At 62.9% G+C, this 19,872-nt stretch carries 15 protein-coding genes, 1 tRNA gene and 2 pseudogenes; 8 read left to right on the top strand and 10 right to left on the bottom strand.

The genetic code is table 11. The annotated features are described in order from the left end of the window. The coding region (locus IV500_RS03275) for a hypothetical protein (RefSeq protein WP_376770180.1) at positions 1-418 on the bottom strand (418 nt) is incomplete at its 3' end. A 261-nt stretch (positions 419-679) separates the two neighbouring features. Between IV500_RS03275 and IV500_RS03270 the strand changes: the two genes are divergently transcribed. Then, positions 680-853, top strand: a complete 174-nt coding sequence (locus IV500_RS03270) for a hypothetical protein (RefSeq protein ID WP_196395379.1) — start codon at positions 680-682, stop codon at positions 851-853. Positions 854-895: 42 nt separating this feature from the next. Next, positions 896-1,303: a hypothetical protein gene (locus IV500_RS22080; RefSeq protein ID WP_312875810.1), complete on the top strand. Its 408-nt coding sequence runs from the start codon at positions 896-898 to the stop codon at positions 1,301-1,303. 216 nt (positions 1,304-1,519) lie between these two features. On the opposite strand, the gene IV500_RS03265 is transcribed toward IV500_RS22080, so the two are convergent. Next, positions 1,520-1,678: a hypothetical protein gene (locus tag IV500_RS03265; RefSeq protein WP_196395378.1), complete on the bottom strand. Its 159-nt coding sequence runs from the start codon at positions 1,676-1,678 to the stop codon at positions 1,520-1,522. A 93-nt stretch (positions 1,679-1,771) separates the two neighbouring features. On the opposite strand from IV500_RS03265, the gene IV500_RS03260 reads away from it, so the two are divergent. Together IV500_RS03260 and IV500_RS03255 are read left to right on the top strand one after the other, a co-directional pair. Further along, entirely contained in the window at positions 1,772-1,990 is a 219-nt protein-coding gene (locus IV500_RS03260) for a hypothetical protein (RefSeq protein ID WP_196395377.1), read from the top strand. Positions 1,991-2,778: 788 nt separating this feature from the next. Beyond that, positions 2,779-3,699: pseudogene (locus IV500_RS03255) on the top strand (IS110 family RNA-guided transposase); the annotation flags it as partial. Between the two features lie 296 nt (positions 3,700-3,995). Here the strand turns inward: IV500_RS03255 and IV500_RS03250 are convergent. Next, positions 3,996-7,526, bottom strand: a complete 3,531-nt coding sequence (locus IV500_RS03250; protein WP_196395376.1) for an eCIS core domain-containing protein — start codon at positions 7,524-7,526, stop codon at positions 3,996-3,998. A gap of 925 nt (positions 7,527-8,451) precedes the next feature. Between IV500_RS03250 and IV500_RS22245 the strand changes: the two genes are divergently transcribed. The 3 genes from IV500_RS22245 (at position 8,452) to IV500_RS03235 (ending at position 10,514) form a co-directional block, all read left to right on the top strand. Next, entirely contained in the window at positions 8,452-8,682 is a 231-nt protein-coding gene (locus IV500_RS22245; RefSeq protein ID WP_196395375.1) for a helix-turn-helix transcriptional regulator, read from the top strand. A 4-nt stretch (positions 8,683-8,686) separates the two neighbouring features. Then, positions 8,687-9,166: a helix-turn-helix transcriptional regulator gene (locus tag IV500_RS03240; RefSeq protein WP_196395374.1), complete on the top strand. Its 480-nt coding sequence runs from the start codon at positions 8,687-8,689 to the stop codon at positions 9,164-9,166. A gap of 64 nt (positions 9,167-9,230) precedes the next feature. Continuing rightward, positions 9,231-10,514: a site-specific integrase gene (locus tag IV500_RS03235; protein ID WP_196395373.1), complete on the top strand. Its 1,284-nt coding sequence runs from the start codon at positions 9,231-9,233 to the stop codon at positions 10,512-10,514. A 118-nt stretch (positions 10,515-10,632) separates the two neighbouring features. Here IV500_RS03235 and IV500_RS03230 read toward each other — a convergent pair. From IV500_RS03230 to IV500_RS22240, 5 genes are all read right to left on the bottom strand, one after another. Continuing rightward, a tRNA-Asn gene (locus tag IV500_RS03230) sits at positions 10,633-10,705 on the bottom strand. 74 nt (positions 10,706-10,779) lie between these two features. Continuing rightward, a complete protein-coding gene (locus IV500_RS03225) occupies positions 10,780-12,819 on the bottom strand; it encodes a DNA primase (protein ID WP_196395372.1) in 2,040 nt (679 codons plus the stop codon). Positions 12,820-12,864: 45 nt separating this feature from the next. After that, positions 12,865-14,163, bottom strand: a complete 1,299-nt coding sequence (locus tag IV500_RS03220) for a deoxyguanosinetriphosphate triphosphohydrolase (RefSeq protein WP_196395371.1) — start codon at positions 14,161-14,163, stop codon at positions 12,865-12,867. Further along, the gene (gene dusB / locus IV500_RS03215) at positions 14,156-15,337 is read right to left on the bottom strand and encodes a tRNA dihydrouridine synthase DusB (protein ID WP_196395370.1); all 1,182 of its coding nucleotides are present in this window, start codon (positions 15,335-15,337) and stop codon (positions 14,156-14,158) included. The genes IV500_RS03220 and dusB overlap by 8 nt, the downstream gene beginning before the upstream one ends. Next, positions 15,312-15,539: a pentapeptide repeat-containing protein gene (locus IV500_RS22240; protein WP_376770179.1), complete on the bottom strand. Its 228-nt coding sequence runs from the start codon at positions 15,537-15,539 to the stop codon at positions 15,312-15,314. The genes dusB and IV500_RS22240 overlap by 26 nt, the downstream gene beginning before the upstream one ends. A 381-nt stretch (positions 15,540-15,920) precedes the next feature. Between IV500_RS22240 and IV500_RS03205 the strand changes: the two are divergent. Further along, positions 15,921-17,233 (top strand): annotated as a pseudogene (locus tag IV500_RS03205) (TIGR00366 family protein). Between the two features lie 50 nt (positions 17,234-17,283). Here IV500_RS03205 and IV500_RS03200 read toward each other — a convergent pair. Both IV500_RS03200 and IV500_RS03195 read right to left on the bottom strand, forming a co-directional pair. Further along, entirely contained in the window at positions 17,284-18,300 is a 1,017-nt protein-coding gene (locus IV500_RS03200) for a GNAT family N-acetyltransferase (RefSeq protein ID WP_196395369.1), read from the bottom strand. Between the two features lie 7 nt (positions 18,301-18,307). Next, entirely contained in the window at positions 18,308-19,693 is a 1,386-nt protein-coding gene (locus tag IV500_RS03195; protein WP_196395368.1) for a glycine--tRNA ligase, read from the bottom strand. Between the last annotated feature and the right edge of the window lie 179 nt (positions 19,694-19,872).

The following is a 19,872-nucleotide window of genomic DNA, read 5'->3' as shown; positions in this document are numbered from 1 at the left end:
CCACCGCGACCGGGTCCAGGACCGCCGGGGCCTCCTCACACACCACCGCAGCCAACAACGTCCGGGACCGGGCCTGGCCATGCCACAGGCCCCTCTCCACCACGTCCTTCACCGGACCCCACACCAGATCCAGCACCACCGCACCACCACGACCGTGCCCGGACCTGCGTTTTTGCAGCTGCCCACGCCGCCTGACCAGCGCAACCCTGCGCCCGCCACCGGGCTCCCCCGCGTCATCCGCAGCCGGCCCCCCACCGGGAGCCGCCACGTCACCCGCAGCCGGACGGCCACCGGGAGCCGGGCCGCCCCCCACCGGCCGGGCACGTCCCGCATTCCGCCCACGCCCCACCGGCCGGGCATGGTCGGGAGCCTTGAGGAATTCCTCAAGAAGCGCCTCAAAACCCTGACCGGTTCCCATACCTTAAGTTTATCCTAATCCGTAGTATCAGACCATAGTTCTATCGAATATACTTTCGGTTTAAGCTTTGTTCTGTGTCTGGTCTGCAGTCCGCGCGACCAGCGGCGGCCGAGTTCCGTTGCCGTCGTGGCCCGTCTGCTGCTGGCACCACCGTGCGCTGCCCAGTCCGACGTCGGCTCCCCCTCTGGTGCCGTCGTCGTGTCGTCAGCCGTCGCTGTTTCCCAACGAACCTATCTCGCGCCCAGTTGGTAGGGTTTTCCCATGACTAGTTCCCGTCCGCACCGCAACGGCCGCGGCCTTTTCGCGGGCATCCTGCTCGGCGCTATTCTTGGTTTGATACTGGGCGGCTACTTCGGTAACAGGCTATGGCCTGCGGTAATTGGTGCCGCAGTCCTCGGTGCTGCCATGTACCGAGTCAATCCCGGCGGTAAATAACCGCCCCTGTTCCCAGGACGCTCGCCGGGATAAAATTGATGCATGCCTAAAAGGCAGTATCCCGAGCCAATTCCAGCCACATGGCAAAGGCGGGACGACGGACTCTTGACCTTGTGGTGGGATCGTTTGTGCGCTCGGTCCGGCCACGAATCGGCAGCCCTTTACGCCGGGGGCTTATTTGCCGAGGATCGACGCCGGCCAATAGCTCAGTGGTTCAACCCGGCTCTAGGTGCGGCAATGCTGGTAGTTCCGGAGACATCCCCGGAATGGCCGGTACAACGTTTCGGGATCTTTTACGCCCCGCCGAAAACCGGCTTTGAACGTATACGTTCATCCGCGCACGAATGGCACCCCCGCCTGCCACGCCAGTCACCTACCGAGGATGAGGCGTTTGCAGCTGCGGTTGCCGAGGCCGAACGGTTCCTGCAGGTTGAGATGAGCTTTGTCTAGGGTCCTCGTAGCAGTTCCGGATTGAACGCCAAACGACGACGAACCGCTTGACCCAGCACTTTCGCGGCTTCTTGGACGGCAAGGGCGAATTGTTGTCCCTGAGGCCGCAAGCGGAGCGAACGGCCGGAAACGTCGCTACGGAGCTACAGGCGAGGGTGCTATGGGGCGAGGCTACTAAAAAGGTCGGCCGCTGCAAATCGGCCGACCCATCCGGAACTACTTGTTCAGTGCACTGCGCCGGACCCAACCGATGACTCCGGTGACCACGAACAAGATGATGCCAATGACGGCCAACCAAACCAGTCCCTTGATCACAAAACCAAGGACCGCAAGGACAAGCCAAACGACAAGAAGTACAAGTATTAACCCAACCATCGTACAAACGTACTATACGAGTCCAAATATGCATAGAAGCGCGGGCAGGACACGCAGTCGGGGCAGAACTGTGGGACGGCTCGCCGAGCGGGTATGCATGGTTCTCGTCGTCGGCTCGCTGCTATTGGCGCCCTGACCTGTGGGACAGATTACCCCGTCTTCGTCATCCTCGCCGGCCTGCTGGGGCCGATAGTTGCTGGCCGGCGCTCGTGGAATATTCCCGTCGTCGTTGGTGAGTTGTTGGCCGGCGTTGAAATCGGAGCGTCGGGATTCGAACTTGCGGATCCTGCAGAACACTACGTAATCCGGTAGTCGACACAGCACTGAAGCATGACATCCCAGGCGCTGTCCTCGTCGGTACCGTGGCCGTAGGGGCGGCGTCGGCAGGGTCCGCCGTTTTCGGTACCGGGCAAGCCACGTTGTATGCGGTTCTGATCGCGTCCTCCTCGGTGGCTCTGATCTTGCCGATGACGAGTTCACTGCACCTCACTGGGAATGCGGTTCTTGTCACGAATGAGCGCGTATTGGTTGGCACCGCGGCCGGTCAGGGGTAGTAAGTAAACGTGCCGCCGTCTTCGACGATGATGAAATAGGTGTCCTTCGTGACGGCCGCCTCCGGCACATGACGGTTCAAATCCAGAACCGGTGACCGGGAAGGAAGCTGATTATCCGGCTGAATCCATTAGACGGCTGACCGACCCTGCGCAGTCAGTGGTTTTAACGGATAATCAGCGGCCAGCACCGGGTTTTTTACGCTTTCTTAACGGGGACCAGCCGGCGTGAGCGCCATAGATCGTCTCTTGGACCGTGAAACGTTGGGTTTTCGTCGGGTGCAATTAAGACAACACAGAAAAGAAAATGCCTCTGACCCACGTTTCCGCAGGCCAGAGGCAAATTATCGCTCCCCCGGCTGGACTTGAACCAGCAACCCTTCGATTAGTAGACAGCGCTTATCACATCTTTTCTGTGAGTGCCAATAACGCCAAAAACCCGCGAAAAACCGGGCCACTAGGGCTTCCAACCCGTCGTTGGTCTTCAATGTTTTTTGTCGTTTCCGGTGGGTTTCCGGTGGGTTGTACTGCCAATTTTTCTGAAGCTCTATCGCTGACTTGCACCCTGGCGAGGCCAAAACTGACGCCCGAGACGCTTACATAATCGCTGAAGCCGCCAGGAGCATGCCGCACACGCTGCGCTCGATTGTCGTCGCCGATGAGCAGGCAGCGGAACTGTCGATGCTGTGCGGTTTCGACGACGACCTGGCCAAGCAGGCCACCGCCGCTTCGAACCGGATCCGCGGGCTCCTCACGCAGATCCACCCGGCCCTGGAGCGGGCCATCGGCCCGCACCTGGATCACCCCGTGATGGCTGAACTGCTGCGCAAATACCCGGCCCCCGAGGATCTGCGCCGGGCCGGCCAGAACCGGGTCGGCGCGTTCATGGCCAAGTCCGCGCCCCGCGCCGGGAAGCGGTGGGCCGAAGAGATCTTCACCGCTCTGGGTGAGCAGAGCGTAGTCGTGGCCGGCACCGGCGCCGCCAGCGTCGTGCTGCCCCAACTCGCAGCACAGCTGACGCAACTACGCACCTCCCGTGCCGAGGTCCTGACCCGAGTTGAGACCATCGTGGAGGCCCACCCTCTTCACGAACTCCTGACGTCCCTACCAGCGGTCGGCATCAGGACGGCAGCACGGATCATTACCGAAGTTGTCGGTAAAGAATTCAAGACCGCCGGGCACCTGGGATCCTACGCCGGACTCGCGCCGGTCACGTGGCGCTCCGGAACCTCAATCCGCGGCGACCACTCCTCAAAAAAGGGCAACAAGATCCTCAAACGGGCGTTCTTCCTCTCCGCGTTCGCATCGTTGAAAGACCCCGTCTCACGGGCGTACTACGACCGCAAACGAGCCCAAGGCAAACGACACAACCAGGCCCTGATCGCCCTCGCCCGGCGCCGCTGCGACGTCCTCTTCGCGATGCTACGCGACGGCGTCCTCTACGAGACACCCACGATCAAAGCCGCCTAAAACAGCAACTCGACAGTGAGCCGCCACACGCCGCTGACCGGCTACTCCCTGCCCAAAAACCGGGAGACCCCAGCTTCCGAAAAAGCACCCAAACAGCTTGACGTTGATACATAGGGACACCCCGTAGAGGGTCTCTTCTACCTCAGCTCTGCGCCCGCCCATTCCAGGAACTAGGCGAATCACCGGGTGCCGGGGAACCTGTGGCGCCTCCATGGCCTTGTGCGGTGGTGGGTCGTGCCTGTCGCCCTCGTCGGGAATCGCTTAGTCGCCTGACTTTCTCCTGCGAGCAACTCGAATCAGGGAATGGGAACGGGAGCCTGGCCCTTGAACCCGCCGGACGACGGCAGGTTGACAGTGATCGACGCTGTGTAGAACGTCTCCTTGCCCGCCGCGTCGACGATCTTGATCTCGTACTGCGCCGACTTGAGAAATCTCTCGAATCGACCCCCCGAACGGGCCAGCAATCGCAGGATCTGCTGGTTGCCGCTCGTCAGCATGCCGTCGATGAATGGCCGCAGCTCCGAACCGCTGAAGGTCGCGTACTTCACGTTGAAGAAGATCTTCTGTCCGGGCTTCGCTCCCTTGACGAAGCTCCGGATGAAGCCCTCGATCTGGTGGTTGGCGAACTGGTTGGCGACCTCCGGTGCCAGGAAGATGCGGAACCGTTCCAGACCGGTACCCGGACCGAGGATGTGGTATCTGACGTAGTCGTCCACGCCGTACTGCGAGGCCCGGTGCAGTTGGGTCTCGTAGCCACCGCGCGCGATGGCCGGCGTAGCTCGCACCCATTCAGTCTCGTTTACCGCCGCTGGGTGCAGGGCCACCATCTCCTCCGTGTTCAACTTCCTACCGTAGAACTGGTGGTAGAACGACGCGTCGCCGAGAGTGGCCCGGCCAAGCTGCACCTCGGGGGTGAACGATATTTTGCCGTCCACGACTCGCAGGGGCGTCATCGCCGCTACCTGGGTCGGGTCAAGGCCGGCGGCCGGTCTGATGGTTGAAGTTCCTGGGTCGTGGAAATATCCCAGTTCCTTCAACTTCGCCAGCGCCACCGGATCCTTCACGCTCAGACCCACAATATGCAGATCGTCAACGTGCTGCCCGTTGCTGAACCGACCGGTGGGCAGACCGGTGCCGGGGTCAACCTCTACGCGCAGCCGTAGCCCGCCCGCGACGTCAGGAACGACGTCCCAGCGCTGCCGGACCGTACTGTACTTGTAGGTGTAGCCCACGGGTGCCGTAGGATGCCCGTCCGGCGTTCCCTTCTGGGCGATCCGTCCCGTGCGCGGGTCTCCCCTGAGGATGGCCTGACGGTGCCCTTCGATCTGATTCGAGAAGGACTCGACCTCCTTCTCATACAACTTGCGCTCCTGGGCTGCAAGGCCCCTGCTCGCGAGCCGGTTCAGTCGATCCTGGATACGACCTTCCAGCTTGGCCAAGTCCAGCTCGAGCTCCAGTGGCCCTCGACGGCGGCCCGTCAGCGTGGACCCCACACGGGCCAACAGCTCCCTGATTTCGCCCAGTAGTCCGCTAAATCCCTGGGCGAGCTTCGCCACCTCGTGATGGTGGGCCAAGTCCCGGGCCCAAAGGTCCGGTGACATCCCCTTCTTCATCGGCCCGTGCGCAACACCGATCTCCGAGACGAGCCCGAGCTTGTTGCGAGTGAGGCGCACTTCGATGGTGCCCGGGGAAAGGGTGGGATCCAGTACGGCTTCCGTCTCGAGCCGGGCTTTGCCCAAGCGGACATCACCGGCGGTGGCTGGTGCCTCCACAGCGAAGGGGACCTTCGAGGTGGTGCCAGCGGCTGCCCCCGTGCCGGGGATGAGTTCATCGGCCGTGACGGTTCGGAGGCTCCGGATATCCTTGACCGTGGTGCGCATGGACCACAGCGACAGCACGCCCGTGGCGAGGCCCATGAGCACGATCTTTGTCCTCGCGATGGAACGCTGGTCCGGGGTCAGGCCGGGCTGGTTCGCCACGGCGTTGAACTGGTCGACGAACTGGTCGGTCATCACATACAGCCGTGCCGCGTCCAGAGCCAACGTGGCACCGGCGACGGGAACGAAGACGCGGCCGACCAGCCGGGCAGTCGTCGAGGCCAGGCTGCCGGCACGCGCGGCACCTTGGGCCACTTTGCCGAGCCCCAGCGTGAGTGCGCTGGCGATGTCGGCGGCGATGAACAGCGCCGCCTTGGCGCGGTCCCCGCTCGTGGCCATGCCGTGCTGCTCCTTCTCGCTGAGGCCCGCCACCGTGCCAGCCACACCGAGAGCCGAAGAACCGAATACTGCGACGGCGGCAGCCGTGCCCATGCCTGCTGTCCCTAGGGTGAGCGCGATCAGCCCTACGGCCAGGGCGGCGTACCCAAGGTACTCGGACAGGGACGTGGGCTCGGTGGTCTCCAAGATGTAGACCGTCTTGCTCGGTTGCGTCAGGTGCAGCTCACCCTTGGGGAAGCGCAGCTTAGAGTTCAGCTCCTGCCACAGCTCAGGTGGGGGGTCAACCTTCTCTTCGAAATGGTTGACGGAGCGGATGTAGCGCTCGAGCCCCTCCGTCATCGTCTGGTCGTGGACGTTGACCCGCTTGTCCGCGGTGAGGTCCTCTAGGACCCAGTCTATGGTGTCCGCAGATCGGAAGAGATAGAAGAACCACGGGTAGGCCACCGCGCGCTTCTTCCCTTGCTCCTCGGTCTCCTCCTCCTTGGGGTAGAAGACTGCCGGAATCTTGATCGCGTCCGGGCGTCGCGTCGACAGCTCCTTTTGGCGCCCGTAAAGTCCCACGGCCTGTTGCAGGGCCATCACCTCGGGAGCCTTCCGTCCCAAAAGCTCCCCGGTCCAGTCGTCCATGAGCGTCGCGGACCTCTCGAACCCGTCAAGAACGACCAACCACTCCTGGCGTTTCGAAGCACGCTGCACAACAGCCTTCCGCGAGGAGACTTCCGACGTGGGGCGGGGCGGCGGACTCGCATCTGGCGGAGTCCGGCGGTCCGCAAACCGCGTGCCCGCCACGGGCATTTGGCTCATGCGCCAGACCAGCATCGCGTTCTGGGCGGCCGTCACGGCCCGGTAGTAGCGGGCGATCTGCCAGGAAACCAGGCCCCAGTAGAAAGCTACGAGGCGGTCCCGTGCAAGATCCTGGACGTCGGCAGCGAGCTCCATGTCCGGCTGCAACATGGCGTTGCGGAGGATCTCTGCCGCCATCGAGGCAGCCACCCAATCGGCAGCGAAACCGGTCGGCAGCTCGGCCGAAATCTTCTCCAGCGCGCGCGACCGGGCACCGAGGACCGCTAGTCCGCTGCGCTCGATGTCGAGCTTAAGATCTCCAGCTACGTCGCGGAGGTCGCCCCCCGCCTGGCCGACTACCTGGGCGCGCCAGGCCTCGGTCTTCGCCTCCCGGGCGCGACGTGCCTCGGCCGCCGCGGCGAGGCGCCGAGCCTTGTCGTCGGGATCCTCGAAATTGTCGATGCGGCGACGGATGACCTGAGGTCCGGGATTGACCAGCATCGTGGGGGAAGTCTCCGCCGCTGCTCCCGGCGCACCCATCGTCACACCTTGCGAGAGGTCCACGTCCTGACCGCGGTTCTGCAGGACGTGCGAGAGCTCGTGACGCATGACGTCTGAGCCCGCTCCGGTGCGCAGGAGCACGTGCTGGCCAACAGTGGCGCCGAGCGCTTGCCAACTGCGCAGCGAGGCGTCGACCCCAGGACCCCGGTGCACCAACGCCGACCGGGCGCCACCCGCGGTGGTGTTCCCAGGTAGTGGCCCCGCCGGCGCAGACGTCAGAACATGGGCGACCTCACTAGCCAAAGCGCCCGGCGTAGGAGTCGTCATACCATTGACTCGCTCGGCGGGGCCACCTTTCCGGGTCCTCACGGCTTGCTGCTCGGACGGACGCTGATCTGCACCGTGGGCCTGCACCATATCGGCAGTGTGCGCCCTTCATCGTCACGCGCGCGTCTATCCGCCACACAAGGCGACCATCACCGAGTCCGGTCGCCCCGAGGGTTCCCAGACGCAGCCGTGACTGGCGCGGGACATGTTCCCGGCCCAGGGCGGTCGAACGCACGATCTCCAAGTTCCGGGCGAAGGAACGCAATGTCGGCCTCCGCACCTGTCCCGCGACGCTCACGAAGATCTTGACTCCCAACCCCGGTCCTTTGCCGAACGACATTGGCCCTAAAGGTGCGTTCAGCAGCACCGAGGTAGCTGTCAGTAAATCTAGCGGCCACCTTGAGCCCCAGCCTTTAGTCAAGCTCTCCGCAAAGAGGTCTTGGCACCATATGCCTTTCCTGACTCCAAAAAATTTCGTGTGCGTGTTCGAGGCTGTTCGGCCTACCGCTGATTGGCGACGTATTTCAGTGGGTCACGGTCCGGCCCTCGGCGTCACGTGATTTCGTCATAGTCTCAACGCTGGCGTCCGTCACCTCCAAATGCAAACGACCGGCGATCTGCGGCGGTGTCCTGAACCTGGCCAGATCTGACTTCACCCGCGTAGCAAGGACCACATCTGTAGCGATTTTCCTCGCCTGCGGACGTTTGCGCCTGCCTCGGCGGAGCAGCCCGCACTCACCGGACGATACCCGCGGGTCTTCGTCGAGTTCCGTCTACGCTACCGCCACATGATCGTGTGGTCCCGGCCAAGATCAGCACCGATCTGCCGATCCGTCTTGCCAGCCAAGATGCCGACGGCGATCTCCGCCCGATCTGAAAACGACAACGGTCCGCGCCCCACCCGCACCTCCTCTAGCCAACCAACTTGTTGCTTCGAGGGTATGACACCGCCCAGACCAAAACTACACTCTGGATTCTGAAGAGCCGTCAAACCTTCTACCAATGGCGGGCCAAACACATTGGCCCACCCGCCTACCGATTCGGGAAGCTCCTACGGATCGACCGCGACGAGTTCAACGAGTGGGCGGCCAGCCACGCCGAAGGCAACCGTCTGGCGTCCGACTTCCGTGGTGGCAAATCAGGGGAAGGAAAGTAAGACAATGCAGCGCGAATTCTACGAACCACAACAAGCCGCAGAATTGCTCCACTGCTCAGAAGCATGGCTGCTTACGCGCGCTACAGTCGGCGAATTCCCACATCTGACTTGGGGCAAAGGGGAAATCGTCTTCACGGACGAGCACCTTGAAGAGATCACGCACCTTCGCGAGATTCGACAAGATGCCGCAGTTACCAGCGATCACGGCGCAACGCGGACAACACCAACCCAGAATCCTAAAACAGCACCCAGCAACGTTGCGACGTCGAAGGCCATCGGCACAACCGCCATCTCTACCTCGGAGTTGCCCATCGCTGATTGGCTTTCGCCAAAAGACATCTGTGCCCAATTGCATATCCCAGAGCAAACATTTTATCAATGGCGCGTTAAAAACCTCGGCCCCCGAGCCTATCGCATAGGCAGGCATCTGAGGATCAGCCGGAGTGACTATGAGGCATGGCTCTCATTGCGTCTGGAACGATAGATGGACCTAAGCCAACCACGACCTGCTTCGACCTCAGGCACGCCCTGATATTGACGGAGTCAACATGAGCAGACCTCCTTTACCCATCGGCTCGTGGGGCCACATTGAAGCGCACCCTATCGTCAGCGTCCAGCGTTCCACACCGGCAGGCACAGCACGGTCGGTGAATCGGGCTCTCCCAAAGTCCGAACGGCAGAAGTTGACGCCTGGCGCGCTGAGAAAATTTAACCGCTGGAGGGCCATGTGCTGGTTCCGCGATCATGATGGCGTTACCCGCAAGGTAGAACGGGTCGGGCCAACGGCGAACAAGGCCAAGGACCTCCTGATCTCCTACCTGCTGGAGCGGAGTACCCCGACGATTGACGACCTGACCGCGGAAAGCACAGTGGACGTGTTGTGGTCAACGTATCTAGAGGTTCTGGTCAAGGACGGCCGGGCAGCCAGGACGCTGGACCTATACCGCTACGTGGCCGTGCACATCGTGAAGGGACTCGGCCAAGTACGGTTACGGGAAGCGACGACTCAGCGGCTGGACAGGTTCTTACGAGCCATTGAGCATCGTCATGGCCCGAACGTAGCACGAACCTGCCGGGCCGTTCTCTCCGGTATGTTCCGGCTGGCAGTCCAGTACGATGCGCTCCCCCATAATCCGGTTTCCGGCGTGGGCACAATCCGAGTGGAAACCAAGGCAGCGCGCGCCCTCACCGCTGATGAACTTCGGGGCATCCTTGACGCAGTTCATTCCTCATCGGTGATCCTCGATCCCAAGAACAAACTTCATCCAACGCTGCAAGTCGGTCAATACTGTGAACGTGCCGATCTGGCCGACGTCGTCACCCTTCTCGCGGCTACCGGGGTTCGGATCAGCGAGGCGCTGGGCCTCCGTTGGTCCGATGTAGACCTGGACAACAAGACGGTTTCGATCAATGGCAAAGTAATCCGCGCTAAGGGACTGGGCTTGGTCCGGGAAGACTACACAAAATCCAGGGCTGGCGAACGAATACTTCCCCTGCCTGATTTTGCCGTGGATATGCTGGTCCGCAGAGAAGTGGATTCTGTTCCGAACATACACGCCGTCGTCTTCCCCTCCGAGGCCAAAACGCTGCGCGACCCCAACGGCGTATCGAACAAATGGCAGAAGGTCCGCGCTTGCCTTGGATTTCCCTGGGCCACCTCACATACGTTCCGCAAAACCCTCGCCACCCTGATCGACTCGCAGGGTCTCTCGGCCCGGGTCGGTGCCGACCAGCTCGGGCACGCGAACATTTCGATGACCCAGGACAAATACATGGGGCGCAGGACCACCCACGCTGAGGTGGCGGAGCTGCTGAACCGAGTCATCCACTGACCGTCAAACTAAGTCTTAGTGGCGCGAAACCGGTGGGTTTCCGGTGGGTGCAGACCATTTATCGCCGAAAAGAAAATGCCTCTGACCCACATTTCCGCAGGCCAGAGGCAAATTATCGCTCCCCCGGCTGGACTTGAACCAGCAACCCTTCGATTAACAGTCGAATGCTCTGCCAATTGAGCTACAGGGGATCGCGCAGAATCAACAATAACAAAGGTTTTCACTGGCGCGAAATCGCCGAACTGGAGCCGTCCGTTGCCCGCACTCAGCGGTCTCCGCGCAGGCTGCGGCGGCGGATCTCCAGCTCCATTAATTCCCTTTGCAACTGCTGTGAAGCGGCGGGATCTGCGGCGGGGTCCATGCGCTGCAGAGCGCCCATTTTCTCGGCCTTGAGCCGCGTGATCTGCATTTCAAAGAGTCTGCGCATGATGTCCAGGCAATAGTTGCGCAGGGTATCGGCGTTGGTGGCCGGCAGTGGTGTTACGGCCAGTTCGGCGACAACGGGACGCAGGGGCTCTGGAAGCTCCTGCCGGACTTGCTCCAGCCACTGTGCCGGGGCCGTTCCCGCATCCCCCACCGCACGAATAGCCTGGTGGACGGCCCGATAAGCGGGGACGGCGAATTCGGCCTCGGAGAATTGTGCCCAATCGTCGGTGCTGAGCAGCCCCGGCTGCTGCAAAGCGACTTCCAGCGCCTCACGCTCCATTCGGACGGCGGGATCCTTCGGATCGGGACGCTCATACCGTGGCGCGGACGGCTGGCCGACGGCGTCCTGGGTGCCGGACCGTTGTGTACCAGGCCACTGGGAGCCGTGCCGTTGGGTGCCGGTGTGGCCGCCTCTGGAATCCGACGACCCCGAATCGAAAGTTCCCGAAGCGGGTGATCCGGGACGGCCGGACCGGGCGGGGACGGGCCCGCGCTTGAGCGCGGTGTTGACAGCCCGTAACACCTCATTTGGATCGGCGATCCCAAGCCAGCCGGCGAGTTGTTGGCTGTACCCCGTCCGGGTGGATCCGTCCCGGATGGCGGCGACCACCGGGGCGCACGCGCGCAGGCCCTGTACCCGGCCTTCGACTGTGCTGAGGTCGAATTTCGCCAGCTCGGAACGGATCGCGAATTCGAAGAGCGGGCGCCGGGAGCGGATCAGCGAGTGGACGGCGTCGTCGCCCTTGCGCTGCCTCAGTTCGCAGGGGTCCGCGCCGGAAGGTTCGACGGCGACGTAAGTCTGGGCGACGAAGCGCTGGTCCTCGTCGAAGGCCTTCAACGCAGCCTTCTGGCCTGCCGCGTCGCCGTCGAACGTGAAGACAACTTCACCCCCGCTCCCGTCGTCGGACAGCAGCCGCCGGGCCACCTTGATGTGGTCTGCACCGAAGGCCGTTCCGCAGGTGGCGACTGCAGTGTCCACGCCGGCCAGATGGCAGGCCATCACGTCCGTGTAACCCTCGACGACCACGAGCTGGCGTTTTTTGGCGATGTTCCGTTTGGCAAGGTCGATGCCGTACAGCACCTGCGACTTCTTGTAGAGCGCCGTTTCGGGGGTGTTCAGGTACTTCGGTCCCTGGTCCTCATCGAAGAGTTTGCGCGCGCCGAAGCCGATGGTATCCCCGGAGATATCCCTGATCGGCCAGATAAGCCGGCCGCGGAAGCGATCATAGATCCGCTCCTGCGCCGCACCACCTGACCGGCCCGCACCGCCGGATCGGCCCGCCCCAGTTCCACCGGCCACCCCGCCGGAGAACATTCCGGTGAGCCTGAGTTCCTCTTCGGTGAAAGCGCGACCACGGAGGTGTTTAAGCAGCGAATCCCAGCCTTGCGGCGCGAACCCGACACCGAAATGGTCCGCGGCGGAGCGTTCAAACCCGCGTTCGGCCAGGAATCTGCGGCCGGTCGCCGCTGCCGAGGTCAGCAGCTGTTCGCGGAAGAACTCGCCGGCTATCTTATGCGCGTCGAGCAGCCGCTGGCGCCGCCCAACTTCCTCACGCCGCGGGCCGGTGCCGCCGTCTTCGTAATGGAGTTCGAAGCCGATTCGGGCCGCCAGCTTTTCCACGGTTTCACTGAAGCTGCTGTGGTCCATTTTCTGCACGAAGGCGATCACGTCGCCGCTTTCCTGGCAGCCAAAGCAGTGGAAATAGCCCATCTGCGGGCGGACGTGGAAGGACGGGCTGCGCTCGTCATGAAAGGGGCAAAGTCCCTTGAACGAACCGATTCCGGCCGTCTTGAGCGTGACGTATCCGTCCACAACCTCTTTGATATCCGTGCGCGACCGGACCTCGTCAATGTCTTCGCGTTTGATCAGCCCGGCCATGGAGCAAGTTTACGCGACCCCAAAGACATCACTGGCGGCAGCCGTTTACAGCAGCGTCCGGCGGTTACCCACGAGGCGCTCATGCAGGGCCAAAGCCGAAACGTCCGTCAGCGACGCCACCTGGTCGACGACGACGCGAAGCCTTGCGCCGTCGTCGGCCGCCTGCGCCCAGTCCGCGGCGAACATTGTCTCCAAATGCTGCGCATCTGAGGCGCTGAGCACGGCAACCAGCTCCTGGAGCACGTCCTGCTGACGCTGGTAGATGGGCTGGCGGTGGTCGGTGGTCATGACGAAGGTGGTGGCCAGACCCTTCATGACGGCAATTTCGGTGACAGTTTCCCGCGGGACTATCACGTCTGCGGCGTAACGGGTCAGCGGCTGCGGACCGTAGAGCCCACGGGTGGCTTCCAGTGCACTCTGGCAAAAACGGCCGATCAGTTGACTGGTCATATTTTTCAGGGCAGCCATTGAGGCTCTGCTGCCGTCTGCATGGCGGACCCAGACCGGGGTTTCCTCCAGTCGGCGCAGCGCCTGATCGATCTCCGTCGGGTCACTGTGCGGAAGGTACCACTGCTGCGTATAGCCCAGTACCCGGCTGCGCTGATCGGAGTTGTCCAGCCATTTCAGCTGGAAATGCCCGGCGACTATCGCGTCTTCGACGTCGTGGACCGAGTAGGAGATGTCATCCGCCAGGTCCATTAGCTGTGCTTCGATGCAGGAATGTGCTTCCGGTGCGCCTTGGCGAAGCCAGCTGAAAACGGGCAGGTCGTCCTGGTAGGCACCAAATTTGCTGGTCCGCTGACCGTGGATGATGGGAGCGTCCGGCGCGGCCCAGGGGTATTTACACGCGGCGTCGAGGCTGGCCCGGCTCAGGTTGAGCCCGGCTGGGCCACCGTTGGCGTCAATGACCTTCGGTTCCAGCCTGGTCAGCAGCCGCAGCGTCTGTGCGTTGCCCTCAAAACCGCCGATGGCGTGCGCTATGTCGTTCAGCGCGGATTCGCCGTTGTGGCCAAAGGGCGGGTGGCCCAGATCATGGGACAGGCATGCCGTGTCCACCACGTCCGGATCGCAGCCGAGCGCCCGCCCCAGGTCCCGGCCAACCTGTGCCACTTCGAGGCTGTGGGTGAGCCGGGTGCGGACAAAATCATCCGTATCCGGGGCCACAACCTGGGTTTTTGCACCCAGCCGGCGCAAGGCCGAAGAGTGCAGTACGCGGGCCCGGTCCCGTTCAAATGGCGTCCGATAGTTGCTCTTGGGTGCCTCCTGCACCCAGCGCTGCGCATCCTGCTCGGTGTAGGCTCCCGGAGCGGCGGCCTGCCCGGTCGGTAAGCCGGGCTCAACCACCGGACACGTCCAGTTCAGCGGCGCCAATGCCGGCCTGTTGCACCGGGCTCAGTCCCCGGTCATTGAGCCAGCCCTCCGGCAGTGCCGTCCGTTTCGGAGTGCCCGCCCGTCCGCGCGGACCCTCAGCATCGGAACCCGGGTACGGCGCGTCCCGATCCAACTGATCCAGCAGCGAACGCAGCACGTCCAGGGTGGGAACGGTGGAAAGCTTGGCCCTCAGGTCCCCGCCGACCACATAGCCCTTGAAGTACCAGGCCATGTGCTTACGGATATCCCGCAGGGCCTTGTCCTCATCCCCGAAGGTGTCGATCAACAGCTGCGCGTGCCGGTAAACACTGTCCGAAACTTCCGCTAGTCCAGGCTTGAACCGCCGCTCGCTGCCCTCAAATGCGGCCATCAAATCGCCGAACAGCCACGGCCGTCCCTGACAGCCGCGCCCGATCACGACGCCGTCGACGCCGGTCTCGCGGACCATCCGGACGGCGTCTTCGGCGCTCCAGATGTCGCCGTTGCCCAGAACAGGAACGTCCGGCAGCGCCTCACGCAGCCGCGCTATGGCGGACCAATCTGCTTTGCCGGAATAGAACTGCGACGCCGTGCGACCGTGCAGGGCGACGGCGGCGACGCCACTGTCGCGTGCGATCCGGCCGGCCTCAAGATACGTCAGGTGATCATCATCGATGCCCTTGCGCATTTTAATCGTCAGCGGGATGTTCCCCTTAGCTGCCTCACGGACGGCTGTCTGGACGATGCCGGTGAACAAGTCCGTCTTCCACGGAAGCGCCGCCCCACCGCCCTTGCGCGTGACCTTTGCCACCGGGCAGCCGAAGTTCAAATCGATATGGTCCGCACGGTCCTCCTCCACCAGCATCCGGACGGCCTTGCCGACGGTGGCCGGGTCCACGCCGTAGAGCTGCACCGACCTGACCTTTTCGTCGTCGTCGTGCGCAATGATCCGCAGCGATTCCGGCGTTCGCTCCACCAGCGCGCGGGAGGTGACCATTTCGGAGACGTAAAGACCGCCGCCGTATTCGCGGCAGAGCCGGCGGAAGGCCGTGTTGGTGATGCCGGCCATCGGCGCAAGCACCACCGGTGTTGGCACGGTAATCGGTCCGAGCTTCAGCGGGGGCAACTCAAGCCTGGTGGCACTAGCGGGGAAATCGGTGACAGTCACATATCGATTCTCTCAAAGGTACGCAAATCCTGCCCGCGCGCGGTTGTAGTGCCAGGAATTGGGTGCCGGTTGGTGATAAATGTTGATCGGTGTGCGGCGGATCGGCGGCAATCAGATAAGCATCCCGCAGGTTGGCCCCGCGAAGATCCTGCCAGGCCAATTGGGCGCCGATCAGGTCAGCCCGTGGACGGATCTTTGTCAATTAGTACAGGGATCTCCAGCGTCCCTGCTGAGCGCGAAATCCACTGATTGTGCAAAGGCGAACGGGACACAGCACAGCGCAGCACAACCCGGCACAACCCGGCACAATTGCCAGCACAATTGCCGCAGCCCGCTGCCGGGCTTTCCCGCCGGACCGTTGCATCGGCGGGATCGGGCCCAGGCTCCGTGTTTCCGACGCCGTTCGGCTCAACATTATGCTCCACTGTCAGCAAAATTACTCGACGGACAGGACACCCCCATGAGCGTCGCTGCGCCCGCGGATAGGCAATTGCAGGAACGAGGGCTGGCCCGGCTCGCGCAGCGCCTGGCAGGTTGGACCGAGAAATAATTTCCGGACGCCTATATTTTTGTCCTGGCGGGCGTGGTCATCATTGCGGTAGCTGCTCTGGCCATCGGCGCCTCACCCAAGGCGATCGTGGATTCCTTCGGAAATGGCTTCTGGGATCTCACCGCTTTCACATTGCAGATGGCAATGGTGGTGCTCACCGGGTACGTGCTGGCCACGTCTCCCCCGGTGACCCAGCTGATTGAGCGGCTAGCCAACGTACCGACAAGTTCGCGCAAGGCGGTGACGTTCGTGGCCTTGCTTGCGATGGGCGTTTCCTTCCTGAACTGGGGTTTGAGCCTGATTTCTGCGGGCCTGCTGGCCCGCGCAGTGGCCCGACGCAAAGACCTGCAGGTGGATTAACGAGCATTGGGTGCCGCCGCATTCATGGGGTTAGGTGCCGTCTGGGCTCTGGGCTTGTCTTCGTCGGCGGCCCAGCTGCAGGTCACTAAGGGATCCCTTCCCCCAGCGCTGCTGAAAATCACCGGTGTGCTCGATTTCGGTACGACCATCTTCAGCTGGCAGTCATTGCTTACTCTCGGTATTCTCATCCTGCTCACCACCGTCATCGCCCACTTCTCCGCCCCTACCGGCCATGCTGTCCGCACTGCAGAGGATCTGGGGACGGACCTGGACGACGAACCGCAAAAATCGGCACCCCGCAACCGTCCGGGCGAGTGGCTCGAATACAGCAGAATCCTTCCACTGCTCGCTGGCGTAATGACGCTCGGCTGGCTGGTCTCACAGCTGCTGACGCTGCCGGTGCTGAGCGTGGTCAGCAGTCTCAACGGCTATCTGCTGGTGTTTTTGGTCTTGGGTTTGGTACTGCACGGCACACCGCGGAAGTTCCTGCAGGCCGTGAACAAGGCCGTTCCCGCGACCGCTGGCATCCTGGTCCAGTTCCCGCTGTACGCCGCCATGGCTGCCATCCTGACCAAGGCCCAGGGAGCCGGCGGATTATCCAGCTCCGAGCATCTGGCGCATTTCTTCACCAGCATCGGTGCCGGCGGGGGTTTCGCCGTCATTATTGCTCTCTACACCGCTCTATTGGGGATCCTGGTTCCGTCCGGCGGCGGCAATGGCTGGTAGAAGCACCATACGTAATGCAATCCGCCACCGACGTTCAGATGAACCTTGGCTGGACGGTGCAGATCTATAACATCACCGAGGCGCTGCCGAACCTGGTAAATCCGTTCTTCATGCTCCCGCTGCTGGCCGTGCTCAAGCTCCGGGCGGGCGATCTGGTCGGCTTCACTTTTCTGCAGTTCATCTTCCATCTGCCGGTGGTGCTGCTCTTGGTATGGCTGCTGGGGATGACGTTCAGCTCCGTGCCCCCTGTGATTCCGTAGCCGGAACGGCTCCGTCGAGTGGGTACTTCTGTATCCACTCGACGGAGCCGTTAGTCGCCGACGACGAGGGTTTCCGCGCCGAGAACCAGCGCCGCTGAGGCAGCAAGTATCGGTTCGACGACGGCGGACAGGGCCACCATGGAATCGTCCAGTTCCAGCACCACCGGGTACTGGTGGGCAATCAGGGCCAGCAGGTCCCGGACCGCGGCAACAGCCTGTCCGGGGGGCAGCGCCGGTTCGTGTCCGAGGAAAACATCCGTGGGCTCATCCGTGGCACCTTGGCTGTAGCTGACGGCGAAGGCCTGGATGCGGCCCTTCCTGCTCGGTGCCACAGTCCCGCCAAACGCGCTTTCCGGCCGCTCGCGCAACACGACTGCCCCGTGCGCACCGGACAGGTCATCGAGGAACAGGCGCTGAACCGTCCCCGGCGGGAGAGCACCGGTGGGGTCCCATTGATGGACGTCCGTGTAGTAACGGCCGACCACGTCCGTCAACTCCACCGAACCCGTGGCCAGATCCTGGACCTGAGCGGTTGCCGCCGCCTCGCTGCCGTCCCCGAAGACCGGAAGGCGCAGTGCGCCGGGCTGCACGCGGACAATTCGGCTGCGCTGGAGCTGCCGCAGACCTGCTTCCTGCGCAAAGGCAGCCCCGGGCGTTTCCGGTTCAACCTTGGTCCGCAGCGCCCGCACGCCGGACGGTGCGCGCTCGGCTTCGCGCCGCAGCATGGTCAGCAATGTTGCTCCGACTCCGGCACGACGATGGTCCCTGGCGACTTCCAGATACGCCCAAAGGCGCTGCGGATGCAGCCGTGTCTCGTAAACTACTGCGGCCGCGACGGGAATGCCCTGATCCTCGGCCACGATGCAGCGCCGCCAGCTGCCGTCCGGGACGGTAGTGCCGCCGTCGTCAGGGCCGCCGTCGTTAGGGCCGCCGTCGCGCCTTCCCGACGAATTTGGCGCGAACGCTGCACGGAACTGGCCGCTCTGGTAGGTTTCCGGATCGCCCCAGAGCTCATTGAGCGCCAGGTCATCCCCCTCACGCCAAGGGCGGTAGGTCAATTCGCTCATCGGGTTCCTATGCGCCAAGAAGGCGGGCGGCCAAGTAGGCCTCCACCTTGTCCAGCGGGACGCGCTCCTGGCTCATCGTGTCCCGCTCGCGGATGGTGACGGCCTGGTCCTCGAGCGTGTCGAAGTCCACGGTGATGCAGAACGGGGTGCCGATTTCATCCTGCCGGCGGTACCGGCGGCCAATCGCGCCGGCATCGTCAAAATCAATGTTCCAGTGCTTGCGCAAAGCGGTGGCCAGGTCGCGGGCCTTGGGCGACAGGTCTTCGTTGCGGCTCAGCGGCAGAACAGCTGCCTTGACCGGGGCGATCCGCGGGTCCAGCCGCAACACGGTGCGTTTGTCCACGCCGCCTTTGGCGTTCGGGGCCTCATCCTCGGTATAGGCGTCCACCAAAAATGCCATCATGGAACGGGTCAGCCCGAAGGAAGGTTCGATCACGTAAGGGGTGAAGCGCTCGCCGCTGGCCTGGTTGAAGTAGCTCAGCTCAGTGCCGGAGGCATTGGAGTGGTTGTTGAGGTCAAAGTCGGTGCGGTTGGCAATGCCCATTAGCTCCCCCCATTCGGAGCCTTGGAAGCCGAAGCGGTACTCCACGTCGATGGTGCCGGCGGAGTAATGCGCGCGGTCTTCTTCCGGGACGTCGAATTTGCGCAGGTTTTCCGGCTTGATACCCAGATCCACGAACCACTCCCAGCAAGCGTCCACCCAGTGCTTGAACCATTCGTCCGCGTCCGCAGGTGGGGTGAAAAACTCAATTTCCATCTGCTCAAATTCCCTGGTGCGGAAGATGAAGTTGCCGGGTGTGATCTCGTTGCGGAAGGCTTTGCCAATCTGGCCGATGCCGAACGGCGGCTTCTTGCGTGAGGTGGTGAGCACGTTATTGAAGTTCACGAAAATACCCTGGGCGGTTTCGGGGCGCATGTAGTGCATGCCGGCTTCGTTATCCACCGGGCCCAGGAAGGTCTTCATTAGACCGGAGAACATCTGCGGCTCGGTCCATTTGCCGTCCTGACCGGTGTCCGGATCCTTCACACCCGCCAGCCCGTTCTCCGGCGGGTGGCCATGCTTGGCGGTGTACGCCTCGATCAGGTGATCTGCCCGGTAGCGCTTATGCGTATGCAGGGACTCCACCAACGGATCCGTAAACGTCGCCACGTGTCCGGAGGCTTCCCAGACCTGCGTGGGGAGAATGATGGCAGAATCCAGACCGACCATGTCCGCACGTCCCCGGACAAAGGTCTGCCACCACTGGCGCTTGATGTTCTCCTTCAGCTCCACGCCCAAGGGACCGTAGTCCCAGGCGGAGCGCGAACCACCGTAAATCTCACCGGCCTGAAAAACGAATCCGCGGCGCTTGGCCAGGGAAATTATCGGGTCAAGTGAGGATTTATTTGCCATGGTGGCGGTGTCCCTTTCCAGGAGCGGTGCGGGGCCGCTGGGTGCGGTCCGCCTAAGCCGGAGGGTGTGTGCCCTGCGGTTGGAGTATGGCCGGTACCAATGGTGAATCCCTCGGTACCGGGATGCGGCGGACGATGCGCCGGAGAACTTTAAAGCCTAGCGTACCGGTGGGCAGCGCA

It is taken from the genome of Arthrobacter terrae, assembly GCF_015708085.1.
In the GTDB taxonomy this organism is placed as follows: Bacteria; Actinomycetota; Actinomycetes; order Actinomycetales; family Micrococcaceae; genus Arthrobacter_M; species Arthrobacter_M terrae.
The sequence above is the reverse complement of the archived record's forward strand: the minus strand, read 5'-3'. Positions and strand labels throughout refer to the sequence as shown.

Excerpts from the sequence above, each read along its gene's own strand:
- IV500_RS03200 (WP_196395369.1), bottom strand. The coding sequence starts at position 18,300 with ATGAGCGAATTGACCTACCGCCCTTGGCGTGAGGGGGATGACCTGGCG.
- IV500_RS03235 (WP_196395373.1), top strand. The coding sequence starts at position 9,231 with ATGAGCAGACCTCCTTTACCCATCGGCTCGTGGGGCCACATTGAAGCG.
- IV500_RS22080 (WP_312875810.1), top strand. The coding sequence starts at position 896 with ATGCCTAAAAGGCAGTATCCCGAGCCAATTCCAGCCACATGGCAAAGG.
- IV500_RS03265 (WP_196395378.1), bottom strand. The coding sequence starts at position 1,678 with ATGGTTGGGTTAATACTTGTACTTCTTGTCGTTTGGCTTGTCCTTGCG.
- IV500_RS03195 (WP_196395368.1), bottom strand. The coding sequence starts at position 19,693 with ATGGCAAATAAATCCTCACTTGACCCGATAATTTCCCTGGCCAAGCGC.
- IV500_RS03270 (WP_196395379.1), top strand. The coding sequence starts at position 680 with ATGACTAGTTCCCGTCCGCACCGCAACGGCCGCGGCCTTTTCGCGGGC.
- IV500_RS03225 (WP_196395372.1), bottom strand. The coding sequence starts at position 12,819 with ATGGCCGGGCTGATCAAACGCGAAGACATTGACGAGGTCCGGTCGCGC.
- IV500_RS03250 (WP_196395376.1), bottom strand. The coding sequence starts at position 7,526 with ATGACGACTCCTACGCCGGGCGCTTTGGCTAGTGAGGTCGCCCATGTT.
- IV500_RS03260 (WP_196395377.1), top strand. The coding sequence starts at position 1,772 with ATGCATGGTTCTCGTCGTCGGCTCGCTGCTATTGGCGCCCTGACCTGT.
- IV500_RS03240 (WP_196395374.1), top strand. The coding sequence starts at position 8,687 with ATGCAGCGCGAATTCTACGAACCACAACAAGCCGCAGAATTGCTCCAC.